General features: G+C 71.4%; 16 protein-coding genes. 13 read left to right on the forward strand and 3 right to left on the reverse strand.

Annotated elements, in window-relative coordinates; all coding sequences use genetic code 11:
* Nucleotides 1-40 precede the first annotated feature (40 nt).
* Nucleotides 41-865 carry an LLM class flavin-dependent oxidoreductase gene (locus LTT61_RS18095; protein WP_233015279.1) on the reverse strand — a complete coding sequence of 275 codons (825 nt, stop codon included), beginning with the start codon at nt 863-865 and terminating at the stop codon, nt 41-43.
* A gap of 35 nt (nt 866-900) precedes the next feature.
* On the opposite strand from LTT61_RS18095, the gene LTT61_RS18100 reads away from it, so the two are divergent.
* The 6 genes from LTT61_RS18100 to LTT61_RS18125 all read left to right on the forward strand — a co-directional run bounded on the left by LTT61_RS18100 (nt 901) and on the right by LTT61_RS18125 (nt 7,984).
* Complete coding sequence (locus LTT61_RS18100; protein WP_233015280.1) at nt 901-1,884, forward strand: AraC family transcriptional regulator; 984 nt, start codon at nt 901-903, stop codon at nt 1,882-1,884.
* Nucleotides 1,885-1,965: 81 nt separating this feature from the next.
* A complete protein-coding gene (gene rpsF / locus LTT61_RS18105) occupies nt 1,966-2,256 on the forward strand; it encodes a 30S ribosomal protein S6 (protein WP_233015281.1) in 291 nt (96 codons plus the stop codon).
* Between the two features lie 99 nt (nt 2,257-2,355).
* A complete protein-coding gene (locus LTT61_RS18110) occupies nt 2,356-2,940 on the forward strand; it encodes a single-stranded DNA-binding protein (RefSeq protein ID WP_233015282.1) in 585 nt (194 codons plus the stop codon).
* 56 nt (nt 2,941-2,996) lie between these two features.
* Complete coding sequence (gene rpsR / locus LTT61_RS18115; RefSeq protein ID WP_067648985.1) at nt 2,997-3,248, forward strand: 30S ribosomal protein S18; 252 nt, start codon at nt 2,997-2,999, stop codon at nt 3,246-3,248.
* A gap of 17 nt (nt 3,249-3,265) precedes the next feature.
* The gene (gene rplI / locus LTT61_RS18120) at nt 3,266-3,721 is read left to right on the forward strand and encodes a 50S ribosomal protein L9 (RefSeq protein ID WP_233015283.1); all 456 of its coding nucleotides are present in this window, start codon (nt 3,266-3,268) and stop codon (nt 3,719-3,721) included.
* A 693-nt stretch (nt 3,722-4,414) separates the two neighbouring features.
* Complete coding sequence (locus tag LTT61_RS18125) at nt 4,415-7,984, forward strand: replicative DNA helicase (RefSeq protein ID WP_233015284.1); 3,570 nt, start codon at nt 4,415-4,417, stop codon at nt 7,982-7,984.
* On the opposite strand, the gene LTT61_RS18130 is transcribed toward LTT61_RS18125, so the two are convergent.
* Nucleotides 7,981-8,136 carry a VOC family protein gene (locus LTT61_RS18130; protein ID WP_233015285.1) on the reverse strand — a complete coding sequence of 52 codons (156 nt, stop codon included), beginning with the start codon at nt 8,134-8,136 and terminating at the stop codon, nt 7,981-7,983. The two genes, LTT61_RS18125 and LTT61_RS18130, sit on opposite strands and share 4 nt — an antisense overlap.
* Before the next feature lie 210 nt (nt 8,137-8,346).
* Between LTT61_RS18130 and LTT61_RS18135 the strand changes: the two genes are divergently transcribed.
* From LTT61_RS18135 to LTT61_RS18165, 7 genes are all read left to right on the forward strand, one after another.
* Nucleotides 8,347-8,754 (forward strand): YciI family protein, encoded by a 408-nt coding sequence (locus LTT61_RS18135; RefSeq protein ID WP_233015286.1) that lies wholly within the window; start codon nt 8,347-8,349, stop codon nt 8,752-8,754.
* The gene (locus LTT61_RS18140) at nt 8,751-9,890 is read left to right on the forward strand and encodes an RNA polymerase sigma factor (RefSeq protein WP_233015287.1); all 1,140 of its coding nucleotides are present in this window, start codon (nt 8,751-8,753) and stop codon (nt 9,888-9,890) included. The genes LTT61_RS18135 and LTT61_RS18140 overlap by 4 nt, the downstream gene beginning before the upstream one ends.
* A gap of 91 nt (nt 9,891-9,981) precedes the next feature.
* Entirely contained in the window at nt 9,982-10,869 is an 888-nt protein-coding gene (locus LTT61_RS18145) for a DUF1295 domain-containing protein (RefSeq protein ID WP_233015288.1), read from the forward strand.
* Nucleotides 10,848-12,002 (forward strand): FAD-dependent oxidoreductase, encoded by a 1,155-nt coding sequence (locus LTT61_RS18150; protein WP_233015289.1) that lies wholly within the window; start codon nt 10,848-10,850, stop codon nt 12,000-12,002. Before LTT61_RS18145 ends, LTT61_RS18150 begins: the two co-directional genes overlap by 22 nt.
* Nucleotides 12,003-12,017: 15 nt before the next feature.
* Nucleotides 12,018-12,650: a class I SAM-dependent methyltransferase gene (locus LTT61_RS18155; RefSeq protein ID WP_233015290.1), complete on the forward strand. Its 633-nt coding sequence runs from the start codon at nt 12,018-12,020 to the stop codon at nt 12,648-12,650.
* Nucleotides 12,651-12,738: 88 nt separating this feature from the next.
* Nucleotides 12,739-14,085 (forward strand): WS/DGAT/MGAT family O-acyltransferase, encoded by a 1,347-nt coding sequence (locus tag LTT61_RS18160; RefSeq protein ID WP_233015291.1) that lies wholly within the window; start codon nt 12,739-12,741, stop codon nt 14,083-14,085.
* Between the two features lie 130 nt (nt 14,086-14,215).
* Nucleotides 14,216-15,334: a nitronate monooxygenase gene (locus tag LTT61_RS18165; RefSeq protein ID WP_233015292.1), complete on the forward strand. Its 1,119-nt coding sequence runs from the start codon at nt 14,216-14,218 to the stop codon at nt 15,332-15,334.
* A gap of 20 nt (nt 15,335-15,354) precedes the next feature.
* Here the strand turns inward: LTT61_RS18165 and LTT61_RS18170 are convergent, their stop codons facing one another.
* Entirely contained in the window at nt 15,355-16,128 is a 774-nt protein-coding gene (locus LTT61_RS18170; protein ID WP_233015293.1) for a GntR family transcriptional regulator, read from the reverse strand.
* Between the last annotated feature and the right edge of the window lie 76 nt (nt 16,129-16,204).

The raw sequence follows: 16,204 nt of genomic DNA on the forward strand, positions 1-16,204 counted from the left end.
CACCCTAGAGGAGGGGGTGCCGCGGGGAAGGGGCCGTCTGTCAGCGGGCCCGCAGGCGGGTCCGGACCTCGGCTGCGTGGGCGTAGTCGCTCTCGGTGTCGGGGCCGGTCGGGCTCAGGATGAGGCGGCGCACCCCGGCGGCGGCGAAGGCGGCGGCCTTCTCGGTGGTCACGTCGGGGCCGTCCGGGCTGAGCGGCGCCACCAGCGAGACCGCGGGCACCGGCCGCCCGAGCTCGGCGGCGAGCGCGCGCAGCTCCGCGATCCCCTGCTCCAGCGCCCCGACCTCGGGCCGCAGACTCAGCCACGCCGCCCCGAACCGCACCGCCCGCCGCCGCGCGGCCCGCACCTCACCGGCCACCACCAGCGGCGGCATCGGCGCGGGCGGCGCCAGCGCGATCGGGGCGCCGTACGCGCCGACCGGCTTCCCGGCGATCAGGTCGGGCAGCAGCTCGAGCGCCGCGTCGGTGCGCGCCGCGCGCTCGCCGACGGGAACCCCGGCCGCGCGCCAGGAGCCGTCACCGTGTGCGGTGTTCCCGGTCCCGACGCCGAGGACCAGCCGATTCCCCGACACGTGCTGCAGCGTCGCGACCTGCTTCGCCACCCATGGCGCCGGCCGCAGCGCCAGGATCAGCACCCCCCAGCCGAGCCGCACCCGCTCGGTCACCGCGGCGGCCGCCGCGAGCACGACGGCGCCGTCCAGGATCGGCGCCGACGCCACCAGCTGGTCGGTGGCCCACACCGAATCCAGCCCGAGCCGCTCGGCGGTGCGCGCCGCGGCGACCACGTCGCCGATGATCGGCCGCTCCGGGTCCGGCGTCGACGTGGGCAGGAAAACCCCGATCTCGGGGAGGCTCACAGTGCTCATGGCTCCGACGGTAGGCCGGGTGCGAGAGTGTTCCCATGCCGCCGACGCTCGATTTCCTGTCCGGAACGCTCACCTTCTCCGAGCACGCCGGCCTCGACCCGGTCTCCGGGCTGATCGCCGCGGCCCGCACCGGCCGCCCGGCCGCGGGGCTCTTCGTCCGGCACGCGCCGTGGGGCAGGCGCTACCCCGTGGTCCCCGGCGCCGGATTCCACGTGGTCGTCGAGGGTTCCTGCGTACTCGGGGCGGCGGGCGCCGAGCCGCTCACCCTGCACTCCGGCGACGTGCTCTTCATGCCGCGCGGCGCCGACCACGACCTCGCCGACGCCACCGGCTCCGCGATCACCGAAACCGCGCACCCCGGCGAGCCGCGCATCGTCGCCGGCCCGGGGCGGCGCTGCGTCCTGCTCTGCGGCGCCTACGAACTCGACGGCGACCGCGCGCACCCGCTGATCGCCACGCTGCCCGAGTTCGTGTACCTGCCCGGCCGCCCGGAGCGGCACCGCGCGCTGAACGCCACGGTCGACCTGCTGCTCGCCGAGATCACCGAGCGCCGCCCCGGCGCCGACGCCGCGATCCCGGCACTGCTCGACACCATGCTGCTCTACGTCCTGCGCGCCTGGCTCGCCGAGCAGGCGGCGGCCGAGCACCCGGCGGGCTGGGCCGCCGCGCTCACCGACCCCGCCGTCTCCGCCGCGCTGCACGCCATCCACGCCGACCCGGCGCTGCCGTGGACCGTCACCGCGCTCGGCGCCCGCGCCGGCGTCTCGCGCGCGACCATGGCCAGGCGCTTCACCGCCACCGTCGGCGAGCCGCCGCTGGCCTACGTCGCCCGCTGGCGAATGCTCACCGCGGCGAGGATGCTGCGCGAATCGGACACCACGCTCACCGCGGTCGCCCGCGCGGTCGGCTACGCCTCCGAGTTCGCCTTCGCCAAGGCGTTCAAGCGCGCGTACGGCACCGCGCCGGGGCGCTACCGCAGGCGGGGCATCGATTTCGCCGGTCAGGGCCCCGTCGGGTAGCCTTACCGGGTTGCTGACGCAACGACCCTCCTGCCACGGAACGTCCGTGGCCGATTCGAGTCCACAGGAGGTGAATGGTCCGTGCGTCAATATGAAGTGATGGTCATCCTCGATCCAAGTCTGGATGAGCGCACCGTCGGCCCGTCGCTGGAAAATCTGCTCAGCGTCGTCCGCACCGAAGGCGGCAAGATCGACAAGGTCGATATCTGGGGCCGCCGTCGTCTCGCCTACGAGATCAGCAAGCAGGCCGAGGGCATCTACGCCATCGTCGACCTCACCGCCGAGCCGGCGACCGTGAGCGAGCTCGACCGCCAGCTGGGGCTGAACGAGACGGTGCTGCGCACCAAGGTGCTGCGCCACGGCAAGAAGTAATCGCACTGCTGCCCCTTCGGAAAGCGTCGGTGCCTGTCTCTAGGCTCTAGCGCAACCGAGCGAGCAATCGCTGATCCCCCCTTCCCAGGAGGAACCACAATGGCAGGCGACACGGTCATCACCGTCATCGGAAACCTGACGGCCGACCCCGAACTCCGATTCACGCCTGCGGGCCAGGCGGTGGCGAACTTCACCGTTGCCTCCACCCCCCGCGTGTTCGATCGCAACTCGAACGAGTGGAAGGACGGCGAGGCCCTCTTCCTGCGCTGCAACATCTGGCGGGAAGCGGCGGAGAATGTCGCCGAGAGCCTGACCAGGGGCGCGAGGGTGATCGTCAGCGGCAGGCTCAAGCAGCGCTCCTACGAAACCCGCGAGGGTGAGAAGCGCACCGTGGTCGAGCTGGAGGTCGACGAGGTCGGCCCGTCCCTGCGGTACGCGACGGCCAAGGTCAACAAGACCAGCCGTGGCGGTGGCGGTGGCGGTGGTTTCGGCGGCGGCTCCGGTGGCGCCGGTGGGGGCAGCGGATACAACAGTGCGAACAGCGGGGGCGGCAGCAACCGGGGCAGCGGCGGCGGTGGCGGTGGCAACACCACCAGCGCCGACGACGATCCCTGGGGCAGCGCGCCCGCGGCAGGCTCCTCCTTCGGGGGCGGCGGCCGCAATGACGACGAACCGCCGTTCTGACGAACGGCTTCCCGGCCCGGGTAACCGAGGGCCACATGAAAACGGAGTAGAAGACGATGCCGAAAGCGCCCGCGCGCGAAAAGGTGCTGAAGAAGAAGGCCTGCCAGTTCTGCAAGGAGAGCAAGACCGGCACCGTCCACATCGACTACAAGGACACGACGCTGCTGCGCAAGTACGTCAGTGATCGCGGCAAGATCCGCGCTCGCCGGGTGACCGGCAACTGCGTGCAGCACCAGCGTGATGTCGCTGTCGCCGTCAAGAACTCGCGTGAGGTGGCGCTGCTGCCTTACGTGTCCACCGCTCGCTGAGAAGGAGGCACACGCAGATGAAGCTGATTCTTACCGCTGACGTGGACAACCTCGGTGCGCCCGGCGACACCGTGGAGGTCAAGGACGGTTACGGCCGCAACTACCTGCTGCCCCGCGGCCTGGCGATCGTGGCGAGCCGCGGCGCGCAGAAGCAGGTCGAGGGCATTCGCCGGGCGCAGGATGCCCGCCGGGTGCGCGACCTCGACCACGCCAACGAGCTGAAGCAGGCGCTCGAGGGGCTGACCGGGGTCTCCCTCCCGGTCAAGACCGCGGGCACCGGCAAGCTCTTCGGCTCGGTCACCCAGTCCGACGTGGCCTCGGCCATCAAGACCGCGGGTGGACCGGTCATCGACAAGCGCAGCATCGAGCTGCCGAAGTCGCACATCAAGAGCACCGGCACCCACGACATCGTGGTGCACCTGCACCCCGACGTGGCTGCCAAGGTCGGCGTCGACGTCGTCGCCGCGAGCTGATTCACACGCTCCGCCAGGCCGTTCCCCAGGCACCTCGGGGAACGGTCTGACGGCGTGCGCGCTCCGGTCATGCATCCGGGGTGCGGGCGCGAATCCCGCCACACTTCTCGGTTGCGCTGAATTAGCCCTACCGCCGGTGCTACCGCGCGGAACCTTCCCGGTCCGTTCACCTGCGCACACTCCCCACCATGGGACAGCCCTGTGGATTACCGGAAAAACCGACCGGCCCCGCTGTGATTCAGGTCATGTTTCCTCCATGTCCCGTTCACCAACACGCCCGGCTGTTCATCTTGGCCGACACGCCGTAGCGAATTCGATCCACACCCCCGCGAGCCCGTAAACAGCCGTTTATCTGGGCATTTCCCAGCTGTGACCTGCGTTTTCCCCAAGTTATCCACAGGGGGTGCACACCCAATGGTTAACAGTCCCCAAGTTATCCACAGGTTTATCCCCACGCCCGTTTGGCGCGGTCCGCATGGTCACCTAGGTTCGTCATCGTGGCCGTTTCCGACGGCCCGGTGCGGCGCCGTCCCGGCGGTAACTAGCGATCCGGTTCCGGCGGTGCCGTTCCGGTCCTGCGCCCGGCGCGCCGAGCCGCGACCTGTCGTACCCACGCGGTAGAACGAGACAGACGCGGACCAGTGCAGGTGATTCACGGGCCGCGCTCGTGCGGAGAGAGGACGGTCGAGTCAGGTGGCAGTCGTCGACGACCGCGGGCACTCCGAGTACCCGCCGGAGGCTCCGGGCGAGGATTTCGGTAGGCAGCCCCCGCACGACATGGCGGCCGAGCAGTCCGTGCTCGGCGGCATGCTGCTGAGCAAGGACGCCATCGCGGACGTGGTCGAGGTGATCCGCCCCGGCGATTTCTACCGCCCCGCGCACCAGGCCATCTTCGACGCCGTGCTCGACCTCTACGCCCGCGGCGAACCCGCCGACCCGGTCACCGTCTCCGCAGCCCTCGACCGGCGCAACGAGCTCAAGCGCATCGGCGGCCCGCCCTACCTGGTCACCCTCACCCAGACCGTGCCGACCGCGGCCAACGCCGGCTACTACGCCGAGATCGTCGCCGAGAAGGCCGTGCTGCGCCGCCTCGTCGAGGCGGGCACCAGGATCGTCCAGTACGGCTACGCCGGCGCCGACGGCCAGGACGTCGCCGAGGTCGTCGACCGCGCCCAGGCCGAGGTCTACGAGGTCACCGAGCGCCGCACCACCGAGGACTTCCTCCCGCTCGAGGAGCTGCTCCAGCCCACGATGGACGAGATCGACTCCATCGCCAGCCGCGGCGGCATCTCGCTCGGCGTCCCCACCGGCTTCTCCGAACTCGACGAGGTGACCAACGGGCTGCACCCGGGTCAGATGATCATCGTCGCCGCACGTCCCGGCGTCGGCAAGGCGCTCGCCGTCGACACCCCCCTGCCGACGCCGACCGGCTGGACCACCATGGGCGAGGTGCGGCCGGGCGACCTCCTGCTCGGCGCCGACGGCAAGCCGACCCTGGTGGTCGCCGCGACCGAGGTGCTGCACGACCGGCCCTGCTACGAGGTCGAGTTCTCCGACGGCACCGTGCTCGTCGCCGACGAACAGCACCAGTGGCTCACCGACACCGGCGCCTCGCGCCGCTCCCGCCGCATCGCCCCCGCCGTCCGCAGCACCGCCGAGATCGCCGCCACCCTCCGCCGCCGCACCGCCGACCGCGGGCTCGACCACTCCATCCGCACCACCGGCCCCCTCGACCTCCCCCCCGCCGAGCTCCCCGTCCCGCCGTACACCCTCGGCGCCTGGCTCGGCGACGACACCGCCCTGACCAGCCCCGACCCGGAAATCGTCGTCCGGATCGAGGCCGAAGGCACGGTGGCCGCCACCGCGTCGGCTCGGTTGCTGGCGCTGGGGGACAAGCACATTCCGCTGCCGTACCTGCGGGCGTCCGAGGCGCAGCGGCGGGCGCTGCTGGCCGGACTGCTCGACACCGACGGCACCGTGACCGCCGATGGCTCGGTGCGGATCGACGTGACCGGCCTGCGGCTCGCCGCCGACATCGGCGAACTCGTCGTCGGCCTCGGCTACCGAATCCAGCCGAGCGCCGAGCGGGGCACCCTCACCTTCGCCACCGACGACGAAGTCTTCGGCGTGCACCGAAAGGCCCTGCTGCACAAGCAGCGCCGGGCCGGGGCGAGCACCGCGCGCTCCGAGTGCCGCTATATCGTCGACGTCCGGCCGATCCCGAGCGTGCCGGTGCGCTGCGTCGAGGTGGACAACCCCGCGCACCTGTACCTGGCCGGCCGGGCCATGGTGCCGACGCACAACTCCACCCTCGGCATGGATTTCATGCGCAGCTGCTCGATCAAGAACGGGCTGGCGAGCGTGATCTTCTCGCTGGAGATGAGCCGCACCGAGATCGTGATGCGGCTGCTCTCCGCCGAGGCGAAGATCAAGCTGGGCGACATGCGCTCCGGGCGGATGAGCGACGACGACTGGACCAAGCTGGCCAGGCGGATGAGCGAGATCAGCGAGGCACCGCTGTTCGTCGACGATTCGCCGAACCTGACCATGATGGAGATCAGGGCCAAGGCGCGGCGGCTCAAGCAGCGGCACGATCTCAAGCTCATCGTGATCGACTACCTGCAGCTGATGTCCTCGGGCAAGAAGGTCGAGTCGCGGCAGCAGGAGGTCTCCGACTTCTCCCGGAATCTCAAGCTCCTCGCCAAGGAGCTGGAGGTTCCGGTGGTCGCGATCAGCCAGCTGAACCGTGGTCCGGAACAGCGCACCGACAAGCGTCCCATGGTGTCCGACCTGCGTGAATCGGGCTGCCTGCCGGCCTCGGCCCGGGTGCTGCGGGCGGACACCGGCGCGGAGACCACGCTGGGCGAGCTCCTCGAGTCCGGGGAGCAGCCGCTGGTCTGGTCGCTGGACGAGCGGATGCGCATGGTCGCGCGGCCGATGGTGAAGGTGTTCCCCAGCGGGCGCAAGGAGGTCTTCCGGCTGCGCCTCGCCTCGGGGCGCGAGGTCGAGGCGACCGGCAACCACCCCTTCCTCACCGTGGACGGGTGGATCCCGCTGGAGCGGCTCGGGACGGATGACCGGCTGGCCACGCCTCGGGTGGTACCCGAGCCGGTACACACCGAGCGCCTGCCCGACGCCGAGGTGGTCCTGCTCGCGCACATGATCGGCGACGGCTCGTGCGTGCGCAGGCAGCCGGTGCGGTACGCCAGTATCGATGAGGAAAATCTCGCCGCGGTCACCACGGCGGCACAGCACTTCGGTGTCACCCCGGTGCGCGACGACTATCCCGCCGCGCGGGTGACAACGCTGCGCCTGCGGGCGCCGTATCGGCTCACCCACGGCAAGCGGAACCCGATCGCGGCCTGGCTCGACGAGCTCGGGCTCTTCGGGCTGCGCAGCTACGAGAAGTTCGTGCCCGAGCGAATCTTCGCGCTTCCGACCGATCAGGTCGCGCTCTTCCTCCGGCATCTGTGGGCAACCGACGGCTCCGTGCGCTGGGACGAGAAGGGCAACCAGGCCCGCGTCTACTACGCCTCGACCAGCAGGCGGCTCATCGACGACATCGCGCTGCTGCTGCTCCGGGTGGGTGTGCACGGCCGCATCAAGCAGGTGCGCAAGCCCGGTTACCGCCCGTGCTGGCATCTCCTCGTGGATGGTTCCGAGAACCAGACGACCTTCCTGCGCGATGTCGGCGTGCACGGCGCCCGTGGCATCGCGGCGGAGCGCGCGCTCGAGCAGCTGGCGCCGCTGACCCGGAACACCAATGTCGACACGGTGCCGAAGGAGATCTGGTCGAAGGTCAGGACGTTGCTGGCCACCAATGAGATGACGCACCGGGAGTTCGCCTCCGCGATGAATTCCCGCTTCTGCGGCTCCACCATGTGGAAGCGCTCGCCCAGCCGGTCCCGGCTCGCCCGGGTCGCGAACGTGCTGCAGGACGCCGACATCGAGATGTTCGCGACCAACGACGTGTTCTGGGATCGCATCGTCGAGATCACCAGCCTCGGCGAGCAGGACGTCTTCGACGGCACGGTGCCGGACACGCACAACTTCGTGGCGAACGGCGTCGCGCTGCACAACTCGCTGGAGCAGGATGCGGATATGGTCATCCTGCTGCACCGCCCCGACGCCTTCGAGCGCGACGACCCGCGCGGCGGCGAGGCCGACCTGATCCTCGGCAAGCACCGCAACGGCCCCACCGCCACCATCACGGTGGCGCACCAGCTGCACCTGAGCCGATTCGTGGACATGGCAAGGGGCTAGAGCTCCTCGGCCGGCCCGACCACGATCCCCTCCGGCCCGCGGACGTAGCAGAGGCGGTAGCTCCGCTCGTACTGCTCGATGCTGCCGACGAGTTCGGCGCCGCGGGCGCGCAGCCGGGTGACGGTGTCGTCGATATCGTCGACGGCGAACATGATGCGGCGGGTTGGTCGGCGCGCCGACCGGGGTGCAGCGCTGCGCGACCGGCGCGTGGAACTGCGCGAGCGCGACCTTGCCGTTCCCGTCCGGGGTGCGCAGCATCCGCCCGTTGGATCGCCATCCGGAGAAAAATCTCCCGCGGGGATGTCGAGAACGCGCGACCCGCTCCGTCCCAGGGGTACACCAACCGAACGAAGGAGCACGACATGGCGAAGTACCTGCTGCTGAAGCACTACCGCGGCGCCCCCGCCTCGGTGAACGACGTGCCGATGGACCGGTGGACGCCGGAGGAGATCACCGCGCACGTGCGGTACATGGAGGAGTTCGCGGGCCGGCTGGAGCGCAACGGCGAGTACGTGGATTCGCAGTCGCTGACCGCGACGGGCACCTGGGTGCGCTCGGACGGGCCGGGCAGGCCGCCGGTCACCGACGGGCCGTTCGCCGAGACCAAGGACCTCATCGCGGGCTGGATGATCATCGACGTCGACTCCTACGACCGTGCGCTGGAACTGGCAGGCGAGCTCTCCGCCGCGCCGGGCAAGGACGGGATCCCGGTGCAGGAGTGGCTGGAGCTCCGGCCGCTGATGACCGCGCACGGCCCCACCACGGAGTGACGACCGAGCTGCGCGAGCTGATCCCCGGTGTGCTGGCCGCGCTGGTGCACCGGGGAGCGGACTTCGCGACGGCGGAGGACGCGGTGCAGGAGGCGCTGATCCGCGCGGTCGAGACCTGGCCCGCGCGGCCACCCGCCGACCCGAAGGGCTGGCTGATCACCACGGCCTGGCGCTGCTTCCTCGACTTCGCCCGCTCGGACGCCGCGCGCCGCGACCGCGAGGTCAGGGTGGTCGACGAGCCGGAGCCGGGCCCCGCGGTGAGCACGGACGAGACGCTGCGGCTCTACTTCCTCTGCGCGCACCCGAAGCTGACCCCGGCATCGGCGGTGGCGCTCACCCTGCGCGCGGTCGGCGGCCTCACCACGGGGCAGATCGCGCGGGCCTACCTGGTGCCGGAGGCGACCATGGCGCAGCGGATCAGCCGCGCCAAGCGCACGGTGAGCGGGGTCCGGCTGGACAGCCCCGGCGACCTCGGCACCGTGCTGCGCGTGCTCTACCTGGTGTTCAACGAGGGGTACAGCGGCGACGTCGACCTCGCCGCCGAGGCGATCCGGCTGGCGCGGCAGCTCGCCGCGGCCAGCGGCGACCCGGAGGCGGCCGGGCTGCTCGCGCTGTTCCTGCTGCACCACGCCCGCCGCCCGGCCCGCACCCGCCCGGACGGCAGCCTGGTGCCGCTGGCCGAGCAGGACCGCACCCGCTGGCGGCGCGATCTCATCGCGGAGGGCGTCGAGATCCTGCAGGCCGCGCTGGCGCGGGACGCGCTCGGCGAGTTCCAGGCGCAGGCCGCGGTCGCGGCGCTGCACGCCGACGCGCAGACCGCCGCCGAGACGGACTGGGTGCAGATCGTCGAGTGGTACGACGAGCTGCTCCGGTTCACCGACAGCCCGGTGGTGCGGCTCAACCGCGCCGTCGCGGTCGGGGCCGCGGACGGTCCGCGCGCCGGGCTCGCCGCCATCGCCGAGCTCGACCCCGAGCTCCCCCGCTACACCGCCTCCGCCGCCTACCTGCACGAACAGGCGGGCGAGCTGGAGACGGCGGTGCGGCTCTACGTCGAGGCCGCTGGCAAGGCGCAGATCGTCGCCGAGCGCGACCACCTCACCCGGCGGGCCGCCGAGTTGCGACAGAAACTCGCCTGACCCGAACCACCGAAGCCACTAACTGAAACGTGTTACATTTCCGCTCCAGCCGGTTCACCGCCGAACCGGCACGGCGCTGCGGGAGGCCGGGATGGAGTCCATACGAGCGAGCAGGGCTCGATCGCTTGCCGTGGTGACGGGGGCCTATCTGCTCGCCGTCGCGGTGGCTGCGGCCTGGCTGGTCGCCGGGCCGGACACCGGGCAGCTCTGGCTGGACACGCTGATCGCGGATGTCCTGGCCACGCTGGTGATCTTCGCCTTCAGCCGGGCCTTCGGGAACTCCAGCTTCTACGACCCGTACTGGTCGGTCATCCCGCCGCTGCTACTGCTCGCCTGGTGGCTGGAGACGCCGGGCGCCGACACCGTGCGGTGCGCGCTGATCGCGCTGGTGGTGGTCGTGTGGGCGGTGCGGCTGACGGCGAACTGGGTGCTGTCGTTCCCCGGGCTGCGGCACGAGGACTGGCGCTACCCGCAGCTGCGGGAGCGGGCGGGGCGCGGCGAGTTCTTCGCCGATCTCTTCCCCATCCACCTGATTCCGACGGTGATCGTCTTCGCCGGGATGCTGCCGATTTACGTCGCGGTCACCGCGACCGGCGACGATCTGGCGTGGCTCACCGGGATCGCGGTGCTGGTCGGGCTGGCGGCGGTGTGGCTGGAGCTGGCGGCGGACGGGCAGCTGCGGCGGTTCGCGCGGGACCGGCGGCCGGGCGAGGTGATGGATCGCGGGCTGTGGGGGTGGTCGCGGCATCCGAACTACTTCGGCGAGTTCGGGTTCTGGGTGGCGCTGGCGCTCTTCGGGATCGCGGCGGCGCCGGGCGCGTTCTGGTGGCTGTGGATCGGGGCGGCGGCCATGCTCGCCATGTTCCTCGGCGCGAGCATTCCGATGATGGAGCAGCGCAGCCTGCAGCGGAGGCCGGAGTACGGCGCGGTGCTGGAGCGGGTGCCGCGGTTCGTGCCGTGGCCGCCGCGGCGGGCGTAGCGGTGGGCGGGGCCCGCAGTGCGGCCCGGCGCCGGGTGGTGATCGCCGGGCTCGGGGACAGCGGCGTGCTCACCGCGATCCGGCTGGCTCGGCACTTCGACGTGGTCGGCATCTCGGCCGCGCCCGGGTTGGTGAGCGGGCAGGAGCTCGGGCTCCGGCTGACCCGGCCGCGGGAGTGGGCGCGCGACTACTGGATTCCGTTCGACCGGTTCCGCGGGCTGGACCGGGTGCGCACGGTGCACGGCGTGCTGGTCGGCGCGGATCTCGACCGGAATTCCGTCACGGTGCGGGACGCCGCGGGCGCGGAGCGCGCGGAACCGTTCGACATCCTGGTGCTCAGCACCGGTGTGCGCAACGGCTTCTGGCGCGTCCCCGACCTGCGCTCGGACACCGAGGTGGCGCGGGAACTCAGGGAGACCAACGGCCGGATCGGCGCCGCGCACCACATCGCGGTGATCGGCGGCGGCGCGGCCGCGGTCGGCAGCGCCGCCAACCTGGCCCGCACCTGGCCGGAGAAGCGGATCGCGCTCTACTTCCCGCGCGACCGCGCGCTCACCGCACACCACCCGCGCATCTGGGACCGGCTGCGCCACACGCTCACCGAACTCGGGGTGGAGCTGCACCCCGGCCACCGCGCCGACGACCCCGCCGACGCCATCACCACCGGACCCGTGCGCTGGCGGACCGGACAACCCGACACCGCCGCCGACGCGGTGCTCTGGACCGTCGGCCGCACCACGCCGAACACCGGCTGGCTCCCCGCCGAGCTCCTCGACGAGCACGGCTTCGTCCGCACCACACCGGAGCTGCGCGTCCCCGGCCACCCCGGGGTCTTCGCGATCGGCGACGTCGCCGCGACCGACCCGCTGCGCGGCTCAGCGCGGAACCGGGCCGACGGGCTGCTCGCGCGCAATATCAGGGCCGAGATCGCCGGAAGGCAACTCCGCCGCTACCGGCCGCCGCGGCGGCGCTGGGGCTCGGTGCTCGGCCCGCAGCCGGACGGCCTCGACGTCTTCGCCCCGAACGGCAGGCCGTTCCACTTCCCCGGCTGGTCGATCGACCGGGTGCTGCGGCCGTGGATCACCCGATGGGGTATCTATCGCGGGGTCCGCGCCAACGCGCCGCTGGATTGATCCGGAGGAAAACCTGTGCCCGACCACGCCGTCGCCGCCGCCTATGACGCGGTAGCCGAGCTCTACACCGACGTCACCCGCGACCAGGTCGCCACCGACCCCTACGGCCGCGCGCTCTTCACCACCTTCGCCGAGCAGGTGCGCGGCCCGGTGCTGGACGCGGGCTGCGGCCCCGGCCGGATCACCGCCCACCTGCGCGACCTCGGCCTCGACATCGCGGGGCTCGACCTGTCCGAGCGCTTGATCGAAACCGCCCGCTCCGAGTACCGGGGGATCCGCTTCGACCTGGGCGATCTGAGCGCGCTGCCGCACCAGGACGGCACGCTCGGTGGCCTCGTCTCCTGGTATTCGTTCATCCACGTGCCCCCCGAGCGGCTGCCCCAGGTGTTCGCGGAGTTCGCCCGGGTGCTCGCACCGGGCGGAAAACTGCTGCTCGGCTTCTTCGCCGAAGCGCCGGGCGCGCAACCGGCCCCGTTCGACCACCGGGTGATCCGGGCCTACCGCTGGGCCCCGGACCGGCTGGCCGGGCTGCTCGGGACCGCGGGATTGACCGCGACGGCCTGGCTGGTCCGGGAGCCGTACCCGAAGGAGCGCTTCCGGCAGGCGATACTGCTGGCCGAGCGCGCCGGGCCCGACGTGTCCCCGTGACCCGGGCGGGTATCCCCACCCAGCACGTGATATCCACCACAGTGGGCGCACGGTTCGTGCACACCACCACTGTTCGAAGGGCCGACGCATGGAACTGATCGCACCGATCGACGCCGTTTTCCTGCTGGCCGAATCCCGGGAGCAACCCATGCACGTCGGGTCGGTGCAGATCTTCGAGCCACCGGAGGGCACCGAGCGCGAGTTCGCGCAGACGATCCACGCGCACCTGCTCGACTGCGCCGAGGTGCAGCCGCGCTTCCGCAAACGTCCGGCCACCATCTTCGGCGCCCCGCGCGCGGCCTGGACCTACGACGACCACGCCGACCTGAGCTACCACGTCCGGCGGGTCGGGCTACCGACGCCGGGCGGCCGGGACGAGCTGCTCGAACTGGTCTCCGGGCTGCACGGCGCGCTGCTGGACCGGCACCACCCGCTCTGGGAGTTCCACCTGATCGAGGGGCTCGCCGACGGCCGCTTCGCCATGTACTCGAAGATGCACCACGCCCTGATCGACGGGGTGACGGCGCAGCGGCTGCTGCAGCGCACCCTCACGGACGACCCGGCGGAGCCGGGGCACGTGCCGTGGAATGTCCCGCGCCGGGAGAAGGGCGAGGCGCCCAAGGGCGGCGGCGTGCTCGGCGCGGCGCGCGAGCTCGCCTCCATGGCGGCGGGGCCGACGCTGGCGCGGCTGGTCGGCAAGACGGTGCTGAAGCAGCAGGTGGCGATGCCCTTCGACGCCCCGCGGACGATGTTCAACGTGCCGATCGGCGGGGCGCGGCGGATCGCGGCGCGCTCCTGGCCGCTGGAGCGGCTGCAGCAGGTGCGCAAGGCGACCGGCGCCACCATGAACGACGTGGTGCTGGCCATGTCGGCTGGCGCGGTGCGCTCCTACCTGCTCGACCACGACGCACTGCCGGACAAGCCGCTGATCGCCATGGTGCCGATGTCGCTGCGCTCGCCGGGCGAGGCCGATACCGATGGCGTGAAGGTCGGCGCCATGCTCTGCAACCTCGGCACCGACCAGACCGATCCGGTGCAGCGGCTGCAGGTCATCTCGGAGTCCATGCGCGCGAGCAAGGCGGCCTACGACTCCCTCTCCGCGATCCAGGCGATGGCGGTCTCGGCGCTGATGCTCAGCCCGCTGGCGGTGACGCTGGTGCCCGGGCTGATCCCGTGGACCAGCCCGCCGTTCAACCTGGTGATCTCCAATGTGCCCGGCACCAGGAAGCCGCTCTACTGGAACGGCGCCCGGCTGGACGCGGCCTACCCGCTCTCCATCCCGTTCGACGGCCAGGCCATGAACATCACGCTGGCGGGCACCGGCGACAACCTGGACTTCGGGCTGGTCGCCTGCCGCCGCACGGTGCCCGACCTGGAGCGCATGCTCGACCACCTGGAGCGCGCGCTCGCGGAGCTGGAGCACGCTACCGCCTGAACGTCCCTGTACGGCAAAACTAGAACGTGTTACATTCGATCCGGGAGCCCCGAACGCGCCTGTGCGCGTGGCGGGTCCGCCGAGATTTTTGCAACCCGTTTCACGAGTGCTACAGGGAGACGAGCAGGCCATGCGCACCGAGATCTGTGATCGGCTGGGAATCGAGTTCCCGATCTTCGCCTTCACGCACTGCCGCGATGTCGCCGCCGCCGTGAGCAATGCCGGTGGCCTCGGTGTGCTCGGCGCGGTCGGCTTCACCGCCGAGCAGCTGGAGGTCGAGCTGGCCTGGCTGGACGAGCACGTCAACGGCGTCTACGGCGTCGACCTGGTGATCCCGTCCAAGTACGAGGGCAAGGGCATCGAGGGGCTGAGCCCCGAGGAGCTGGAGGCCCAGCTGGTGCAGCTGGTCCCGCAGGGCCACCGCGACTTCGCGGAGAAGCTGCTCGCCGACCACGGCGTTCCCGCGCTGCCCGAGGGCGAGCAGCACGCGCAGCTGCTCGGTTGGACCGCGACCACCGCGGGCCCGCAGGTCGAGGTGATCCTCAAGCACCCCAAGGCCAAGCTGGTCGCGAACGCGCTCGGCACCCCGCCCGACGACGTGATCGAGCAGGTGCAGAGCTCGGGCCGGCTCATCGGCGCGCTCTGCGGCTCGGTCAAGCACGCGCTGAACCACAAGAACGCCGGGCTCGACTTCGTGGTCTGCCAGGGCACCGAGGGCGGCGGGCACTGCGGCGAGGTCTCCTCGCTGGTGCTCTGGCCGCAGGTGATCGACGCCGTCGGCGACCTGCCGGTGCTGGCCGCCGGTGGCATCGGCAACGGCCGCCAGGTGGCCGCGGCCATGGCGATGGGCGCCGCGGGCGCCTGGACCGGCTCGATCTGGCTCACCGTCGAGGAGGCCAATGTGCCGCCCGCGCAGATGCAGAGCTACCTCGACGCCACCAGCCACGACACCGTGCGCTCGCGCGCCTGGACCGGCAAGCCGGCCCGGATGCTCAAGAACGACTGGACCGAGGCCTGGGAGAGCGCCGACACCCCGGACCCGCTGCCCATGCCGCTGCAGATGATGGTGGCTCTGGACGGCGTGAAGCGGGGGCACCGCTACCCCGAGGCGGCCAAGGACGTGAACTTCAACCCGGTCGGCCAGGTGGTCGGCCAGCTCAACAAGATCGAGCGCTCCGCCGACGCGGTGAACCGGCTGATCCAGGAGTACGTCGAGGCCTGCGACCGGCTCACCAAGCTGAACGGCTGAGGCGGCAGGGCGTCCCCGGGTCAGGCGGTAGCGGCCCGGGGCGCGCTCTCCTCGGCGGGGCCGAGCAGCAGCTCCTCGAAGCGGGTGACCACCTTGTCGTGGTACATCCCGAAGAGATCCTCGAAGAGCGCGAGCTGGGCCTCGGACGGCTCCGAGCCGGAGTCCCAGACCGCGAGCAGCGCGCGCCAGACCAGTACGTGCAGGTCGGCGGCGCCGGCGAAGTAGGCCTGCACCGCGAGCGGCACCTCGAGCACCATCTCGCCGATCGAGTTCAGCACGGCGCGCTGCATGCTGGAGCCGAGCACGGAGAGCAGCCTGCGCACCAGCCCGACCTCGAGCCCGAGGATTCGGTTGTGGTCCGGCTCGTCCTGCCTGGCAAGCGATTCCAGCTCGTCGACGGTGGCCTTCAGCTCGGCCGGGTCGAGCCGGTCGCGGCAGCCGGTGTAGGCGAGCAGCGCGTCCATCACGATGCCGCGCTCGACCTCGACGATGTCGTGGAACATCTCCACCGCGACCTCGGGCATCGGCACGGAGAAGCGGAAGAGGTGCCGGTAGACGTCGAGGCCGCCGGCCTCGCGCACGTCGCGGATGGTGAAGCCCTTGCCGCGGCGGGCCTCGACGAAGCCGTAGGACTCCAGCCGGCCCAGGGTGAGCTGGGCGGTAGCCCGGTTCATCGAGAACTCCTCGGCCACCTGCCGCACCGAGGGCATGAGTTCGCCAGGGCCGTATTCCCCCGCTGCCACCCGCCGCGCCAGTTCGTCGGCGACATCGGCGACAACCGTTTGGGAACCCATTTCTTCGACAACCTCTCATCTGTGGCGCGTGTCACGTCCCAGACAGTCTAAGGCCTGCGAGGTTCGTTCGCACGTG

Origin of the sequence: Nocardia asteroides (assembly GCF_021183625.1) — a bacterium.
In the GTDB taxonomy this organism is placed as follows: Bacteria; Actinomycetota; Actinomycetes; order Mycobacteriales; family Mycobacteriaceae; genus Nocardia; species Nocardia asteroides_A.